The organism is Bradyrhizobium sp. USDA 4472 (assembly GCF_054058595.1).
The window spans coordinates 1,075,643-1,091,773 of record NZ_JBSSAM010000001.1; the positions used below are offsets into that span (position 1 = coordinate 1,075,643).

Below are 16,131 nucleotides of genomic sequence, written 5' to 3' on the forward strand. Positions count from 1 at the left end.
TGTACGAACTGCGGTCATCCATATATGCGTATGAGCCTCAAATACTCGTTTTTCGATGGATGGCGATGGGCGCGCCTTCGTCCTCGGCCGCCGCCGCCCATCGCGCGAGTGTCGATGTGTCCCGTCCGCTGACAAACGCGGGATCGTCGCGGCGCAGGAGTTCGAGCGTTGCAAGCTGATCGATGGCATCGCCGCCAGCGTCCATCTGGCGCACACGCGCGGCGACCGCCTCTAATTCGGCCGCGAGAGCTGACGCGCTGTTAGTCATCGCGCCGTTTCGGTCGAAGCTCTTTCAACGCTTCGTTGATCGCGCGCGCAATCAGAACGCGCACCTCGACCTGTGCGCATTTCGATCTCGCCAAGCGGCCCGACACGGAAACCAGGGGCTCGTGTCCGGCCGCAATTCGGACCTTGCGCGCATATTCGAGCTTGGTCGCATCGGAGTAGCTGATGTTCAGATCGCCCGCATCGATCAGGGCTGCCGCGTCACGCGACCATCAGGCATCCGCATCAACGCAGCCTGCAATTTCTTGCCGATGCTCATGCGCTCACCATGTTGGCCCGCATGGCCTACGCACGCTGGCGAGCGAGCCGCGCAACGGCTGTGCTGCATAAGATGTCGATTGGGTCGGCGACTGCAACGACGTTGCAGGCCTCATTCGCATCCTCGGTGGCCGGTCGAAAAGCGTCCGATAGGCGATGAGCGGTAGTCATCTCGCCAGCTCGGCGACGCCTGATTGCACGATAGAAGATGGAGCCCACGCCGATGCCAGTCGGCGGGCGTTTTTTCAGAGCTTCCCATTTGGTTTGGTGTCGTCGGCATCATAGTCGGGATATTTCTGCGACCACCTGCCGAACATCGCGAACCCAGCAGCAGAGCCGCTGGTCGCGGCATAGAGGGACGCTGGCGTCGTTCGGGATCACCATCAACGCCGCCTAGACCTAATCGAGGTCCAGATCGGCGCTGGCACACGCCACGGCCTGCTCGCTGTATGCTGCGAATGGATCGTTCGCTTCTGTATGCGCCTGCTCACCAGACGGCGCGCTCGATGACGAATTCCTTGTCCGTATTTCTGCGACGCCTTGTCGTGGTGGCGGTTTCGATCAGCCGAGCCGGCGCATTTGCGATGGGCTTATCTTCAGCTAGCGATACTCACCAACGCCGGCTTGACGCTGGGCGGCGCGGTCACCATGCCGCCGTCGCGCTTGATATCCACATCCGGCGCGAGCTTGCCGCTACGGCTCCAGACCTTGAAGTCGGCGCCGGGGCGGGCGAAGTAACGATGGATCGAACCGCTGGGGCTGACCGCTATCAATGTCTCGGGCCACGGTCCATGCTGGGCTTCGAGCGCAGCCATCGAGGCGAGACCATCAACGCCGTGACCTTGGACGGCGTCGGCTTCAACGACGAAGATGCCGGACACTGTGCCAGTGACGACAGCGACATCGGCCTCGGGCCATCTGCGGAAATCGCGGCCGATTTCCTCGGGGTCGGATGTCTTGCTCCATTGCCTACCGTTGCTGTGCTCAGCCGATTTGTAAGACTGTTTCGTCCCAGGTGGTGCGGGAAAAACCTCGAAGCCCATCGCGCATATTTGAGAGCAGCGGTCGCGCACGCGCTCATTGGTAGTCGCCTAACGTGCTGGGCGAGCCATTCGGCGAGATATTGGCGACGAGCGTTGCGATCAGTCGCGACTTCGCCTAGAGAAGACTTAGCAATCATTGCTTTCTAAAGGGCCTGTGGTTGTTTACGCGCAACATTTCGCCCCGCATTAGTGCCAGCCGCTGCGGGGGTTTTGTCTGGGCTGATGCAGTGAGTTAGAGGCACAGTCGATCCTGGCCGCTGCATTTCGAATGCTTAAGCTGCCGCCGGCCGCGCCTCACGGCCAACAGCACCCCGCCCGACTGCGAGAGCCCGCACCTGGGCGCCGATGTGCTGCGCGGCGCGGTCGCGCCTCATCATCACTTCCTGCGTCACGATGCCACCCTCCAACGTCGCATAGGGCTGCATCATCTCGGCGAACTCGATGCTGTCTGGCGCCGGCAGAAAGAGATCGATCCTATTCCGCGCGGCCTTGATGCGGACGGTGCGGATCAAATGCGAGACGTTCACGATATTGATCTCGTCCGCAACGTAACCCTGGTTTGCTCGCGACCGCGCAGCAGTTGCTGCGATCGCTTCCGGTGTCGCTTCGCGGGCGCCCCATGCGAGGTGAGCACGCGTGTCATCAGTCTCGCGAATGAGGTGAACGATCGCGAACAGCGCGTCGGTCGAGAGCTCCCCTTCGGCCGCGCCTACCACCGTGAGCAGAGTGTCGCTGAACACGCGCTCGCCAGCGTGGTGCTGAGCGTCATAGCGAGGGCATCGACCGGCAGATACCAAGAGGACGCAAATGCGTCACGGCGGCCGAAGGCAAGTGCGATCCGGCCGGGACGCGCATCGATTTGAGGGCCTCCTCGCCGATGTCGGTGACGAGCTGAATTTGGGCTAGCGTCAGGCGCTACATTGAGTTGTGTCCTACGTGCCAAAACGGTGTCGCGACCCGCCGCTAACAGCGGCGAGTTCGTGGTGGCCGGATTAGGTGGTGGGGGGGGGCCCAGCGGGCGATGCCGATGCCGCACGGCTACGTGACTGCCAAACAAAAAGCCGCCCGCTAAGGGCGGCTTTTTGCGGACACAATGTCCCCTGCGTTAGGCGCGATTAAAGATCCTGGAAATCCATCAAGTCAATCCTGTTATCCACAGATTTCTGCAAGCCGATGTCACTTGGCCACCCAAAAGTGGTCTAGTCGCCCCTCGCCAGGGGCAGCCACGCGGCAGATTGCACGCCCTACCCGGCCTCCTCCCTGTTCGGTCGCATTCGCGAATCACCTAAAGTCGGTTTCGTGGGTGCCGGAGGCGTAGCAGGTGAACGCGCAGCATAGAAAGATCTCGGGAGCATACTACACTCCCGAGGCAGTCGTCGCGACTTTGCTCAATTGGGCCGTTCGCGACCAGTCGGATCGGCTTCTTGACCCCTCTTGTGGTGACGGCCGATTTATTGCGGGTCACCGCAACTCAGTGGGCATCGAGCAGGACCCTGCTGCCATTGGCACCGCGATCTCGCGCGCGCCGTGGGCGCTGGTGCACGAGGGTGACCTATTCGCCTGGGCTGCTAACACCAGTGAGCGATTTGAGTGCGCGGCCGGTAATCCGCCTTTCATTCGGTACCAGACGTTTAAAGGCGCCGCTCGCGAACGAGCGCTTGAACTCTGCAAGCGTCTAGGCGCCAACTTCTCGGGGCTCACCTCCTCCTGGGCGCCCTTCTTAGTCGCAACGGCGAGCCTTCTCAAAGAGAATGGGAAAATGGCTTTCGTCGTCCCCGCCGAGATCGGACATGCTCCATACGCCGCGCCCTTGCTGGAATATCTAATCGGCAACTTCCGTCACGTTCACGTGGTCGCGGTAAAGGGCAAGCTCTTTCCGGATTTGTCGGAGGATTGTTGGCTGCTCTATGCAGACGGCTTCGGTGGGAGCACAGCCTCAATTCTGTTCTCGGCAGTCGAGCAGTTCAGGCCAAACAGCAGACCGCCTCGAAATGCGATCCGTGTATCTGTTTCCGAATGGCGCACCAAGTGGAACCGGCGGTTGCGGCCGTTCCTTGCCCACGCTGACGCAAGATCACTTTATGAGGAAATTGCGTTTGATCCTCGCTCGCGCCGTATGGGTGATGTCGCTTCGGTTGGTATTGGCTATGTGAGCGGTGCAAACGATTTCTTTCACCTGAGACCATCAGAGGCTGAGCGGCATCAAATTCCATCTGACCTCCTACATCCGTCGGTGCGGAACGGCCGCGCTTTGCCTGAAGGCACTTTGACGCGAGCCGTTGTGCGAAAGTGGGAGCAGCAAGATGAGCCGATGCTGCTGCTCCGGCTTTCAAAGGACCAGAAGCTCCCGACATCGGTTCGGCGCTACTTGGACACAGATGCGGGCCACGAAGCGCGGGAAGCATACAAATGCCGTGTCCGCGACCCGTGGTTCGCGGTACCGGATGTCCAGATCCCAGATTTCTTTCTCAGCTACATGTCGGGTCGTGCGGCCAGCCTCGTTCGCAATGCCGCCGGCTGCACCTGCACCAATTCTCTGCACGCCGTCCGGGTTCGAGACAAAGCGGCCATGGCCACCATTGTCGAAACTTGGAATACGCCGTTTACCCAGTTGAGTTGCGAATTCGAAGGTCACCCTCTCGGCGGAGGAATGCTAAAGTTGGAGCCGCGTGAAGCAGCCCAGATTGTGGTGTCAGCTCCCAATCAGGCAAAGTTATTATCCTCCGCAGTAATTGCCGAAGCGGTTGAGAGGATGCAGCGCTGGAGGCACTATGACGCCGTCCAGTGAGATGACTGATGCTGATGTTCGAGTGTGTCAGTGGAAGAACGAAGCCGAGGCGCTGACCCACTTCGCGACGTATTCTGGACCAACACAAAGCCAACAGCACATAAAGCCGCTGCATTGGTACGTGGCATGCCGCCTTGTACTTGAAGGAGGCTTCCGTCCAGAGGAAATAACCCCACGTCCTCCGTTCGTTGTACGTAAAAAACGTGACGAATTCCTTTTGGAGTACGATGCGAGCGCAGCTCAAGGCGGCGAAGCGACAATCCTGGGCGGCTTGAAAACCAAAAATGTCGATGTGGTCGTTGAAAAGAGTGGGATCGGGCCAGTGCTGGCCGTCTCCTGCAAGGGCATGACCGGCGCCTTTCGCAATCTCACGAACCGCATGGAGGAAACCATTGGTGAATGCACCAACCTCCACATCACTTACCCAGCCCTTGTCTTTGGCTATCTTTTCGTAATCCGCGCGAACAGATTGGAAGAGGAAGCAATTGCGAAGACCCTTCTGGAAGGTCTTCCGGCCGCGCGTCAACTTGCTGCGAATGACATCGCAATTCGGGTAGGTGGAGAACCAGTTGAGGGCATAATCCGCTTTCACGCCGCTCTGCGCGAACTGACCGGCCGTCGCGGCATTCGTGACGATGTAAGCCGATACGAAGCTGTTTCACTCGCGATGATTGACATGCTGCATGGAAACGTCGGCGGTCTTCTGCCGGAGTTTCCGCCAACAGGCAGCTCCCTCCGGATTGAAGAGTTCTTTAAGACCTTGTATCTGCGGTATGACGAGCGCTTTGTTTACAGCGCGCCAGCCCTTAAGGACATAACAAGCCGATTGGAGTGGTCCGCTTCGTCGCCCGCGCTGCAATCCCGTGGTGAGGCCGAGATCGGCTTTGAGACCCGTGTTGCAGGTGATACATGAAAGCTCTCATGATCTGCCAATGCGAGTGCAGGACTCAGCGGCAGTAACGTCACTGAGCAGCACAATGCAAACTGAATACTCGGTGCCATACAGGATGGCTATCATGGTCCGCTTCGGAACTAGCTAAGTATTTTGTTTAGGGTCTACTCGGAGAGCGTGGAGCCCAGAGTAGCATCGGAATGATGGCAGCGACCCAGGGAATGATCTTCCCCCGAAAAAGTGGACGGGATTAAGCAGCTTTAGCTCCATCTGGATCGGAGGGATATATCCGATGGCGGAATGGAGCCTGGTTCGATTGTAGAAACCCTCGATGAAGGCGAGGATATCATGCTGGGCCTCTGTGCGGGTCTGGTACTGGCGATGATGGACGCGCTCGGTCCTGAGAGTGTGGAAGAAGCTCTCCATCGGGGCATTGTCGGCATGCGCTACGATGATGAGCTTGATGTCGATTGGTCCGACTGTTCCTGAGGATGCGGGCATGGCTCTGTCTGTCACCTCGCCAGGCGATATTCTGTCAGCCTGTTGTCTCCCGGCTTAGCGACCTCACCCGCTTCGACCAGCTTAGCTAACAGCCGCGCGGCGACCGTGAGGTCTTTAATCACGCCTGCACCCGACGCTTGCGATCTACATTCAGCGTGTCGAGCACCATCGTTTTTTTAACAAACTGATCTCCCCGGCCTTCTCGCCCGTATCAGACGCAATGGCTTCAGCACGCTCCGTGAATACCGCGCAACGTCGCCTGTCAAACGCCTTCCGGAACTGCCCCCTTTGCGTCACGAAGAACTGCCCCCACCATCGGATTATGATCTCGGTTGAAGGTTGTTTCCGCCGGTGACGGGCCGGAGGGAGGCGGAGCCGACCGGAGGGCCGTCACCGGCGGTCGGCGTCTTGATGAGGCCGCTTTTGCGCTTGGCGCGAAGTCGGTAGCTGTCGCCGCGGATCGTCAGCACGTGGCTGTGATGCAGGAGCCGGTCAAGGATCGCGGTGGCGACCACGGGATCGGCGAACACCGTACCCCATTCGGCAACGCTGCGGTTCGACGTGATCAGCATCGCGCCAGTTTCGTATCGCCGGCTGACCAGTTGGAAGAACAGATGGGCCGCGTCAGGTTCAAGAGGCAAGTAGCCGAGTTCGTCGACGATGAGCAGCTTTGGCTTCGACAGCGCGAGAAGTTTCTCGTCCAGGCGTCGCTCGCCGTGCGCCTTGGCAAGGCCAGCGACCAGCGTCGTCGCCGTGGTGAACTGCACCGTGTATCCGGCCAGGATCGCCTCTCGCCCGAGCGCGATCGACAAGTGCGTCTTACCTACGCCTGGCGGCCCGAGCAGCAGCACGTTTTCTCCGTTGGCTATCCAACGTGATGCGGCAAGATCACGGATCTGCTTTGGATCGATTGACGGCTGCGCCTCGAAGTCGAAGCCAGCAAGCTCCTTCACCGCCGGGAAGTGTGCGAGCTTCAGCGCCATCTCTATGCGGCGATGGTCCTTGCGTGCGATCTCGCGCTCGCACAGCAGGATCAGCGTCTCACGCGCCGACAGGTTCGCGCGCGCCGCCTCGTCGAGCAGGGTGTCGAGCTGATCGCGGATACCGGAGAGCTGCAGTCGCGCCAGCATGGCATCGAGCGGATCGGCCGTTGCTTCCATTATCTTCTTTGCCCGTGCCATCAGAAGCTTCCTCCGACCACGGCTTCGTATTCGGCAAGAGGGCGCAACAACGAGGGGGGTGAGGACGGCGCCAGCACCGCCGCCGCGATCTCAGCCCGGCGGACCGCGCCATTGCGACCAGCAACACCATCGAGATGAGCGGTGTCGATGATCCGCAGCCGGCGTCCATCCGATTGCTTGTGGATCGCAACTTGGTGCAATCCATGGCGGATCCGCACTTCCCCGGCCGCGATCGTTACCGCCACGGGCTCGCCAATCAGGCGCCACGGCACTGAGTAGCTGTTCGTGTCGATCTCGACGGCGCAATCGTGCCCGACGACGCGGGTCAGTTCACGCAACGATCCGAACGACGGTTGCCCGCTAAGCGGCTTCAACCGATGTGCCTCGTCACGCGCAAAGCGAGCAATCGGCGCCTCCCCGGTCGTGCCGTGGATACGCACGTTCGCCACCTCACGCTCCCATCCGGCCAGATGCGCCTCGAATGCCTCCCAGCTCGCGAAGGAATGCCCCGCGATCGCGTTCTTCTTCACGTAACCGACGCCATTCTCCGTCTTGCCCTTCGTCCGCGCCCGATACGGCGCGCAGGCGCGAGGACGGAAGCCCCAATGCTTCGCGAACGCGATGAGCTTGTCGTTAAATTGGACCGACCGGCTCACGGCGTCGTGGCGCACGACAAGCGCCCGGGGATTATCCATCAGCACTTCCTCCGGCACACCGCTGAAGGTCGTGAATGTGCTCTCGAGCCGGCGAACCAATGCTCTTGCCTCTCGGCCCGGAACGCACGCACATGCAGCCGCCGCGAATGCCCAAGCGTTGCCACGAACACGAATGCCTTGACTCTCGCCCCTCCGATCTCGACCAGACGCTCGCCGAAGTCGATCTGCAGCTGCCGGCCTGGCGGCGTCTCGAACCGCGTCGTCGCCAACGCCTCCGCCTTCAGCGCCTGACGATAGGGCTGCACGGCGCGTTGCAGCGTCCGCCGGCTGACTGCCACGCCTTGCTCGGCCAACAAGTCCTGGCGCACCACGTCGGCATTGCCGCGATGCCGAATGAGCCTCTCGCGCAGCCAACCCTCAAGGCCGTCGAGACGCTTCGGCCGCTCAGGCGACTTGAACGGCTTCACCCCGCCCGCCGCCACGTAGTCCTTCACCGTGTGATGACTGCAGCCCAGCTGCCGCGCAATCCGCTTCAGACCCCACCCGCACGCCCTCAGGCGCAACATCTCCGCCACGTCATCCGGCGTCTTCATCACCTGCCCCCGTGGATCAATCCACGACGAGCTTTCCGCGATTCGTTCCTCTTTCATTCACTCTCTCCTCGGCTATCCAAGGAGGGGGCAATTCCTCATGACGCCGAGGGGCGCATTGCCTCACTAAAAATGTTACCGGACAACTTTCCTGTCGTGTCTGGGGCGGAGCTGCCGAATCAGTTCGGTGGCGGGTATGGCAGGGAAGATCAGCATGCGCGCAAAGCGCGAGATCACATCAGCGCTGGTGGAGCGTTATCGGGCGAGCGGACGGCTCGAGAAGGCACGGATCCTGGACGAGCTGTGTGCCCTTACGGGATGGCATCGTAAGCACGCGATCCGAGCACTGTCGGTGGACGGGGCATCGGGATCGGCCGTGCCGCGGCGACGGGGCCGCAGTTACGGAGCTTCCATTCGCGTTGCACTGATTGTGCTCTGGGACGCCTCTGACCGGCTCTGCAGTAAGCGGCTCGTCGCGATGATCCCGTTTTTGCTTCCGGCACTTGAACGGCACGGCAGATTGAAGCTTTCTGCCGATGAGAGGTCGAAGGTTTTGAAGGTGAGCGCGGCGACGATCGATCGCCTGCTGAGCGACGTAAAGATCGCAGCAGCCGGAGGGCGCCGACGGCGGGCGGGCTTTTCTAGTGCCGTACGGCGGCAAGTCCCGGTGCGTACATTCAATGACTGGGGATCACCTCCGCCGGGGTACTGCGAAGCGGATCTGGTTGCGCACGGCGGCATGTCCGTATCTGGCGCGTTCATTCAGACGCTAACAATGGTGGATATCGCAACGGGGTGGACCGAATGCTTTCCGCTCGTCGTGCGTGAAGCAGCTCTTGTGATCGAAGCTCTCGAGCGGGCGCAGAACCTATTTCCCTGGCCCATTCGGGGGCTAGATTTTGATAACGACAGCGCCTTCATGAACGACACGGTCGTGTCGTGGTGCCGTTCTCACGATGTCGAAGTCACTCGTTCCAGGGCCTACAAGAAGAACGATCAGGCATTCGTTGAACAAAAGAACGGAGCTATCGTTCGCCGCCTGGTGGGCTACGGGCGGTTTGAAGGCATTGATGCCGCTCGCTCATTAGCTCGCCTGTTTGCTGCGGCACGGCTGCACATCAATTTCTTCCAGCCCTCGTTTAAGCTGAAGGAGAAGCACCGCGAAGGTGCCAAGATGATCAAGCGCTATCTTCCTCCCGCTACGCCGTACGAAAGAGCATTGGTCCACCCGAGGCTCAATGAGGCATTCAAAGGTCGGCTGCGGGAGATTTACCGGACGCTTGATCCGGTGGCATTGCTGGCACAAATGCGGGACGCTCAGAATGAGCTGGGTAAGCGCGTCGATCAACGGGCTGGAAAGCCAGCGATGACTGTCGCGCAGGGGCATAGCGACTTAGCGGCCTTTGCCCGAGAGCTCGGCGACGGTTGGAAACAGGGTGAGCAGCGGGGCATTCATCGTCGTCGCTATGTGCGGCGCAAGCCTGTGCCACGTCGGCCATCGATGCTCGACCCCTACATTCCCATCATCGAGGAATGGCTCGCCGCGGCTCCGCACTTGTCCGCGGTCGATCTTCTCTCCCGGCTGGAAGCGCATGCGCCCGGTCGGTTCAGCGGCCATCAGCGGCGCACGGTGCAGCGATTGGTCAAGAATTGGCGATCAAAGGCCGCTCGACAGCTCATCAGCAGCACAGAGATCACACTATCGGGCCAAGCTTCGTGCCTTAGTATTTAAATCCTGACAGGTTCTTTCGCCGAAGCACCGCAAGCCGCTCGCTCGCTACGGCGCTCTGTAGGGCGCGCTTCGCGAGCAGCTTGCTCCGACTCGCGGCAGCCGATCCAGAAAAACACCAGGGTGCGCTTCGGTAACATTGTCATCTGAGGCAATATGAGGGGGCAGTTTTCCATGGCGCGCGACATCGCCGGGAGCTTGTCGGCCGGAACATCGGTCGACGGCGGCACTTCGGCCTCTTCCGTATCATCTACAGCCAGGTCTACGGCGGGCAAATCGTCAGCCAGAACGCTCTCGTCCCCATCCTCATCACCCCCGACCGCGTGAGACTGAAGCCTGTACCTGAAGTTGACCTTGGCGGGGTTGCCAATTCGATATTTCGAACCCGCCTTAATCGTACCGAGCCCTCGGCTGTCTTTTGCAATCCTCCGAGTTCAGGGGCAGCAGCACTGAGAGAGCAGCCGATGAACCCACCCGTTTCGTAATGCCGAAGGAGGAGATCGCGTTACGGCAGCATTTGCTTGTTAGGGACAAATTCAAATTCGAACGACGCTGCATGCGCTTTTTTCAACCGGCCGGGCTCGAAGGGTGGGCCACACCGAAATCGAATGATTTTGGCGTGGACGGTTTTGCCGTCCACTCGACGGACTGGGTATCGTGCAGTGCAAGCGAAACTCGACGGAAAACAAAGTGGATCGGATCGTCCAACAGTTCAACGGGCGTCGCTGAAGAACAAAGCGCGCACCGTCGCCTCACGACATCCGCTTTCAAGGAGAACGCCATACAGTCAGCCGCTCTGACAGACCGGATCGTGCAATTGCGATGGATGATCTGGTGGGCTGGCACGTGGAACAACCGTCATTCGATTTCGGGCTGCCTGAGGAAGAAACTTCAGCTTAGTCAGGACTGCCTCGGACTGAGATGGACGGGCGACAGACATATGCGGCGAGCCGGCACAGCGAGGACAAATTGGAGCAGCATCCTTACAACTGTCTTGAGGCAATACCGGATAACGCCTTGACGATTATCGTTAGTACAGCACCGCCACCCGTGTTTTTCCCGACCCGATATGAGCCTGCTCGCGAATGATACCTGCTTCTACCATGGATCGAAGAGTAACAGCATGTCGCGACTTCTCAGCGGTATTGCTGGTACTTGGTTGCTGGAGGACTCCGACGACGCGCAAAGGCTAACGAACTGGCATCATTTCCTTACGGTCACCGACTTCTGGATGTAGAACTTATTGCAACAATACAGACGAACAACGGGAACAGAAACGAGCGCAAGGGACGCCGACATAGAGGAATTCGACCTCACAGACTTTCGGGTCTATTTGAGGCTAAGCTGCGCATAAACAAAATCGCCTTCGTCCAGTTCCTGTATTTGTCCCAGAGCTCATTGAAAGTGCTATCGAGCTCGACAACGTACTGACTCAGCGAGGTCCTCTTTGAATCCAGAAATTTTGAACTTCGGTGCGGCATCGATTTTCCACCCAGGACGCTCATGTGCCCAAGCGGGTAAGATGCGAACCTCATGATCCGCTCGTATTCCTACTAAGGCATCTTATACCGTCGTAGTCCTCGGCGAAAACGCCTCCACGACAGCTACCGTTCGGCCGTCAATCCAATCCGGTTGTCGATCAGAGCCAGTATACACCCGTTCCAACAGAGCGAATGGTTTTCGGCTTTGATGAGTAGGCTGGTGAATAGAGGGGATTGGTCGGCTGCCCGCCGCCGCTGTGACTTCCGTTGATCCGTGAACGAGCAGTTTGCGAATGCCCCTCGCGAACAGTGCGCTTTCTGTTTCGCTGCGCAAGACGGAATCTTTTTCGAGCTTTTTAACAAGATTGAGAAGACGCCGCTCGCATTCGTCGTTGCGACGGATTACTGCACATTACCTTTGGGAGTATTTCCCCGGTCCCGTTCAAGACGTCCGTGTGCAGAATCCGACAGCAAATTGCGATTAGCTGAGCTGAATTCGCAAAGAGATGATGGTCCGAACCAAGCTCGCGAGGCCTGGCATATCGATTGCTAGGACGTGCCTGCTACACCAGGCGACTGACCAGACGCAAAGGCCGAGCCAGACCCAACTTGCCGTCCAAGTCAAGTCTCTAGCATAGAAGCGGCGCTGTTTAACTGCCGCTCCGCCAACGGAGCAAGGTTATGCTGATCGACACATCCGAAATCTTCGCCTCCATTCGCATCAACAAGCAGGGAGCGCAGGAACCGCAGACCGCGGCGCGATGCGAATGGCCTGGTTGCCAGAACAAGGCTACCCACCCCGCGCCTAAGGGCCGCGGCAATGCGCGCGACTATTGGCACTTCTGCATCGGGCATGTTCGCAAATACAATCAGTCCTATAATTTTTTCTCGGGGATGGACGCCGAAGCGGTCGAGCGCTACCGGAAGGATGCGCTGACTGGCCATCGTCCGACCTGGAAGATAGGCGAGAACATCAGCGCTCGCAGAACGACTGGCAGCACTGCCGCTTTCGAGGACGACTGGCATGCCCTCTGCACGCTCGCCGAGCTGAACGGACGTGCCGGGGCCCGCCCGCGCGCGAAGCCCAAGCCCGAGGCGCGCAAGATTTTGAATGCCGAGGGCAAAGCGTTGCAGGTGATGGGCCTTAATGCCAATGCGACGCTCGGCGATATCAAGGCGAAGTACAAGGTGCTGGTTAAGCAGCACCATCCCGATGTCAATGGCGGCGATCACTCCAGGGAAACTCGCCTGGTCGAGATAATCAAGGCCTACCAGTACCTGAAGACCGTGGTGCGCGAGAGTTAGCTCGAACATCTCTCTTTGCTTCACGGCGCTTCGGAAGTGAAGGCCGGAACCACCAGAGCGTTGCTCTGGCTAGGCTGGTAGTTTGACTTTCTTGGCCGACGCGCTTTCCGCCATACATGGTGACCATCAACATGATGGACGGTTCGTGTCGTTCCGGCAGCGATTGGGAAGATTGAGTCGCGACCACCGGCGGCGGTCCATCTTTGAAGCTTCAAGAGGACTTGCGCAGGATCGATCCCTCCGTTCTTCTAGGGGGAACACGAAAGTACAAACCTTTCCCCGATACCCGTTGGCTGTATGGAAAGGGTTAGCGCGCTGCGGCGACCCGTCCGGACCTATTCGCACCGTGCTGACGGGTCAACGATCAATCATGAGAGCCCATGCATCGCAGCGTCGAGGACCGGCTTCTGACGTAGTCCCCCGGACTGCGCCACTCACCTATCTCCTGCAGATCGCTGCGAGACAGGCAAGGCAGGTGAACTTGAGCGCTTCAACGTGCATGGCGTCGATCAAGCACTCGGCTATCGCAGGCTGCTAGAGGGGCTTCCCCTTTCGTGAGTAGGTGTCTGAACGGCTCCGATTTCCTAAAAACTGTCTTCCGACACGGCGCCTAGCGATGCCGGTGAGGCGTGAGCCCGCGGCAGCGCCTATCTGCCCTCCCCGCCCCGCTGTTTATCCAAGGAGCATCGTCATTTCCTCACCGTCAGTGCTGCTTTGTGTTCCCTCCACGTCGTTCCGTTGGCAGCCAATCTGTGGCACCTCCGAAGAACACTCCCAGCGACCATCTCGCGGCTTCGCTATCGGTCAGTTGATGGGAGTGAGGTTCGCGGCCTGAGGGGTTAGCCCCGACCCCGAAAGATCTATATTCGGCATAATAGCTCGTGCTCAAAGAGTTGGTCTTGCCGGGAGCCCATTCCCGCCAGCCTTCCGCAACGACCTGCGCATCTATCTTGGTCGACAGGAGAACCACTGTAGCGTAGGCCCGCCAAGGGCGACCAAGCGCGATATTGCGCGCGCCAGGATCGGCACTTAGGCTGCAATGATCAAAAACATAGCCGCTGTCCTCATCGGGAGCTGCCTTGCTCTGGGCCGTAAAGACGACCGCTTGATTGGCGATGCCGCGCAACTCACATTGCCGGAACCAAGCCTTGGCGTTGCCAAACACGAAATCAACATGCCCTTCGATGTAGCAGTTCGAGAAGTATTGGCGTGACATTCTGCCGTTTGGACCCTTGCCAGCAAACAGCGTGTCCTGGGCGCCGAGCAGGCGGACGCGCGTAACGACGTCCTTGTCTCCGGTAAGGGATAGTGCAACCGCTTGCGAAGGTGGATTGGCCGGATTGAGGGCGTAGTCGTTCTGGATGGACAGATTGTCGAGCCGGAAGTCATCGCCAGTGGCACTCAACGTCGCCGAGAGGAGGGTTCCTCCTACATTGATGGCACCGTCCCCATACACAATGACGGTATCCCCCGGATTGCTACCAGTCCCTGAGAGATGAACGCCGGATTTGGAGATTTTGACCTTCTCACGATAGATGCCCGGCCTGATCAGGACATCTCCGCCTTCCGCCGGCAAAGCATCGATGGCTTGCTGTACGGAATGATAATCTGCATTTTCGGCATGCGACACCAACAGTGGCTGAGCGTACGCCGGAGGGATGCACAAACATCCCGCCAGAACTACAGCGCGGCGAACGAAAATTCCCATGTGATCTTACACTTCGTTCAATCAGCGGCACCTTGGGCGCAGTTGGTAGAGCGTGTCTCAGCGGGACAGCCGCCGCGCCAAGCCCCACACATTTTCGCGCGAAATCAGCCCCGCCAACGTCAGCTTCGCATTCCGAGGTTGGCAAGCCGCCGGACGATCGTAACGAAGTCAGGACAACGGGCTCACTTGCGTCAACACCGGCCGCTTTGGACCATGCGTAACTCACCACCCGAGATCGCCGGCGGATGTCGTGCTTACCGTTTGCCATCGCGGAATGCCCCGGAACAAACCTCCGACCCGCGCAGCAGTGGTCCTGCGGCTCGCCCCGGCAGCGGCGGCGATACGTCGGAATGATCTGCGGTGACTTTCGCGTGCTCGATTTGCCAAGTCGCGGTCCTGGAAAATCGGACATCTTCGAGTGTCACGTCAAATGCGTGCGCCTCGTCTAGGCCGCGCATCAGCAACACACCAGAGTCACCATGCACATGACGGAGAACGATTTGCCGATAGACCGGAATCTTAGTGCCTTGAGCGCGCGGATCATATTTTGCGTCGAAAGACAAGGGCCACCGGTTGCCCCGCAGGCACACGTACTCATACGTCACACCTTCGACCAGACCGCCTCGACTAACATCGCTCTTGATGCGCAGACCCGACGTCGTGCCATCCAACGTCAGATTACGCACCAATATGTCTCTGGCACCGGAATTCACCTCACTGCCAATCGACATGCCGTGCCCCGAGCCGAAATAATTATCGATTATCGAGATATGGCTGCTTGAACCACTGTCGCCGGCCTTGATTGCGACGTTGTCGTCTCCCGTGCGGATCAAGCTGTGGGTGATGGTCACATCCTGACTCGCGCCAACGTCGATGCCGTCGGTGTTGCGGGCATCCGCGGGCGTATCGATCGTGAGGCCCCAAAATGTGGCACCTTCGCCCCGGTTCATCGCGATATGAAAATTGGGAGCGTTGCGCAAGGTGACACCAGAGAACGTGATGTTCTGCGCATGATCGATCTGGATCAAGCGCGGGGCGTTCTGGTTGCCGCCTTCGGCTTGGGCGCGCCGGGCAAGCTGCCACCATGTTTCCGCGCTGCCAGCAATCAATGCGCCGCCCTGACCATCGATGATGCCCTCTCCGTAGATGCCGCCGCCTCGCGTCTTAGAAAAGCTGATGAATGGCCGGCAGCCATCGCCCTTCTCCGCAATGCGCCCACATTGTCCGAAACCCTTGTCGTAAGCAGCAGGCTCTGCGATGGCGATCAGCCTCGCACCACGTCCGACCCATAAGGTCACGCCCGACTTCATCTCGAGTGGGCCCGAGCGGAATTCGCCACGCGCTAAATACACGGCGGCTCCGGAGGGGCATTGATCGATAGCATCTTGCAACATGGCCGTATCTTGCTTGCCAGACGGCACGGGGCGGTCGCACACCGTAAGAGGTGCAACAGGTTCACTGATAATCCGCCGGTCTTGCGCTTTCGCGGCTGGGAAGCCAAGTAACGAGGTGAGTACGGACAATAGGGCCAAATTGCAAAAACGCTTCGTCATCAATCTCCTCGTGTTTTGTCACGCGCATCTCTGCCCGTTGCTGTCAATTGCCGAGCGCTAGCTTGATCGAGCCGCGCCGCGCGCTACTGGCCCGTGCAAGATGACGTTTATAAGACGCAGCATTGGCCGGGCGGCGAATGCCAAACGGTATCACTCTGCAT

Annotated in this window: 10 protein-coding genes and 2 pseudogenes; 4 read left to right on the forward strand and 8 right to left on the reverse strand. The window is 59.3% G+C overall.

Annotated elements, in window-relative coordinates; genetic code table 11:
• Nucleotides 1–37: 37 nt before the first annotated feature.
• The 3 genes from ACVWZ4_RS04925 to ACVWZ4_RS04935 form a co-directional block, all read right to left on the reverse strand.
• Nucleotides 38–205 carry a hypothetical protein gene (locus tag ACVWZ4_RS04925; RefSeq protein ID WP_456701702.1) on the reverse strand — a complete coding sequence of 56 codons (168 nt, stop codon included), beginning with the start codon at nucleotides 203–205 and terminating at the stop codon, nucleotides 38–40.
• Between the two features lie 934 nt (nucleotides 206–1,139).
• The gene (locus ACVWZ4_RS04930) at nucleotides 1,140–1,586 is read right to left on the reverse strand and encodes a bifunctional DNA primase/polymerase (RefSeq protein WP_456701701.1); all 447 of its coding nucleotides are present in this window, start codon (nucleotides 1,584–1,586) and stop codon (nucleotides 1,140–1,142) included.
• A gap of 272 nt (nucleotides 1,587–1,858) precedes the next feature.
• Nucleotides 1,859–2,326 carry a hypothetical protein gene (locus ACVWZ4_RS04935; RefSeq protein WP_456701700.1) on the reverse strand — a complete coding sequence of 156 codons (468 nt, stop codon included), beginning with the start codon at nucleotides 2,324–2,326 and terminating at the stop codon, nucleotides 1,859–1,861.
• Between the two features lie 581 nt (nucleotides 2,327–2,907).
• Here ACVWZ4_RS04935 and ACVWZ4_RS04940 point away from each other — a divergent pair.
• Both ACVWZ4_RS04940 and ACVWZ4_RS04945 read left to right on the forward strand, forming a co-directional pair.
• The gene (locus ACVWZ4_RS04940) at nucleotides 2,908–4,374 is read left to right on the forward strand and encodes an Eco57I restriction-modification methylase domain-containing protein (RefSeq protein ID WP_456701699.1); all 1,467 of its coding nucleotides are present in this window, start codon (nucleotides 2,908–2,910) and stop codon (nucleotides 4,372–4,374) included.
• Nucleotides 4,358–5,287 carry a hypothetical protein gene (locus tag ACVWZ4_RS04945; RefSeq protein ID WP_456701698.1) on the forward strand — a complete coding sequence of 310 codons (930 nt, stop codon included), beginning with the start codon at nucleotides 4,358–4,360 and terminating at the stop codon, nucleotides 5,285–5,287. Before ACVWZ4_RS04940 ends, ACVWZ4_RS04945 begins: the two co-directional genes overlap by 17 nt.
• 243 nt (nucleotides 5,288–5,530) lie before the next feature.
• On the opposite strand, the pseudogene ACVWZ4_RS04950 reads toward ACVWZ4_RS04945, so the two are convergent.
• The 3 genes and pseudogenes from ACVWZ4_RS04950 to istA form a co-directional block, all read right to left on the reverse strand.
• Nucleotides 5,531–5,704 (reverse strand): annotated as a pseudogene (locus ACVWZ4_RS04950) (IS3 family transposase); the annotation flags it as partial.
• Nucleotides 5,705–6,087: 383 nt separating this feature from the next.
• A complete protein-coding gene (istB, locus tag ACVWZ4_RS04955) occupies nucleotides 6,088–6,948 on the reverse strand; it encodes an IS21-like element helper ATPase IstB (RefSeq protein WP_456701697.1) in 861 nt (286 codons plus the stop codon).
• Nucleotides 6,948–8,254: pseudogene (gene istA / locus ACVWZ4_RS04960) on the reverse strand (IS21 family transposase). The gene istB and the pseudogene istA overlap by 1 nt, the downstream one beginning before the upstream one ends.
• A gap of 136 nt (nucleotides 8,255–8,390) precedes the next feature.
• Here istA and ACVWZ4_RS04965 point away from each other — a divergent pair.
• Both ACVWZ4_RS04965 and ACVWZ4_RS04970 read left to right on the forward strand, forming a co-directional pair.
• Nucleotides 8,391–9,926, forward strand: a complete 1,536-nt coding sequence (locus ACVWZ4_RS04965) for a DDE-type integrase/transposase/recombinase (protein ID WP_456701696.1) — start codon at nucleotides 8,391–8,393, stop codon at nucleotides 9,924–9,926.
• 2,159 nt (nucleotides 9,927–12,085) lie between these two features.
• Nucleotides 12,086–12,709 (forward strand): J domain-containing protein, encoded by a 624-nt coding sequence (locus ACVWZ4_RS04970; RefSeq protein ID WP_456701695.1) that lies wholly within the window; start codon nucleotides 12,086–12,088, stop codon nucleotides 12,707–12,709.
• A gap of 703 nt (nucleotides 12,710–13,412) precedes the next feature.
• On the opposite strand, the gene ACVWZ4_RS04975 is transcribed toward ACVWZ4_RS04970, so the two are convergent.
• Together ACVWZ4_RS04975 and ACVWZ4_RS04980 are read right to left on the reverse strand one after the other, a co-directional pair.
• The gene (locus tag ACVWZ4_RS04975) at nucleotides 13,413–14,417 is read right to left on the reverse strand and encodes a pectinesterase family protein (protein ID WP_456701694.1); all 1,005 of its coding nucleotides are present in this window, start codon (nucleotides 14,415–14,417) and stop codon (nucleotides 13,413–13,415) included.
• A 254-nt stretch (nucleotides 14,418–14,671) separates the two neighbouring features.
• Complete coding sequence (locus ACVWZ4_RS04980; protein ID WP_456701693.1) at nucleotides 14,672–15,970, reverse strand: glycoside hydrolase family 28 protein; 1,299 nt, start codon at nucleotides 15,968–15,970, stop codon at nucleotides 14,672–14,674.
• Between the last annotated feature and the right edge of the window lie 161 nt (nucleotides 15,971–16,131).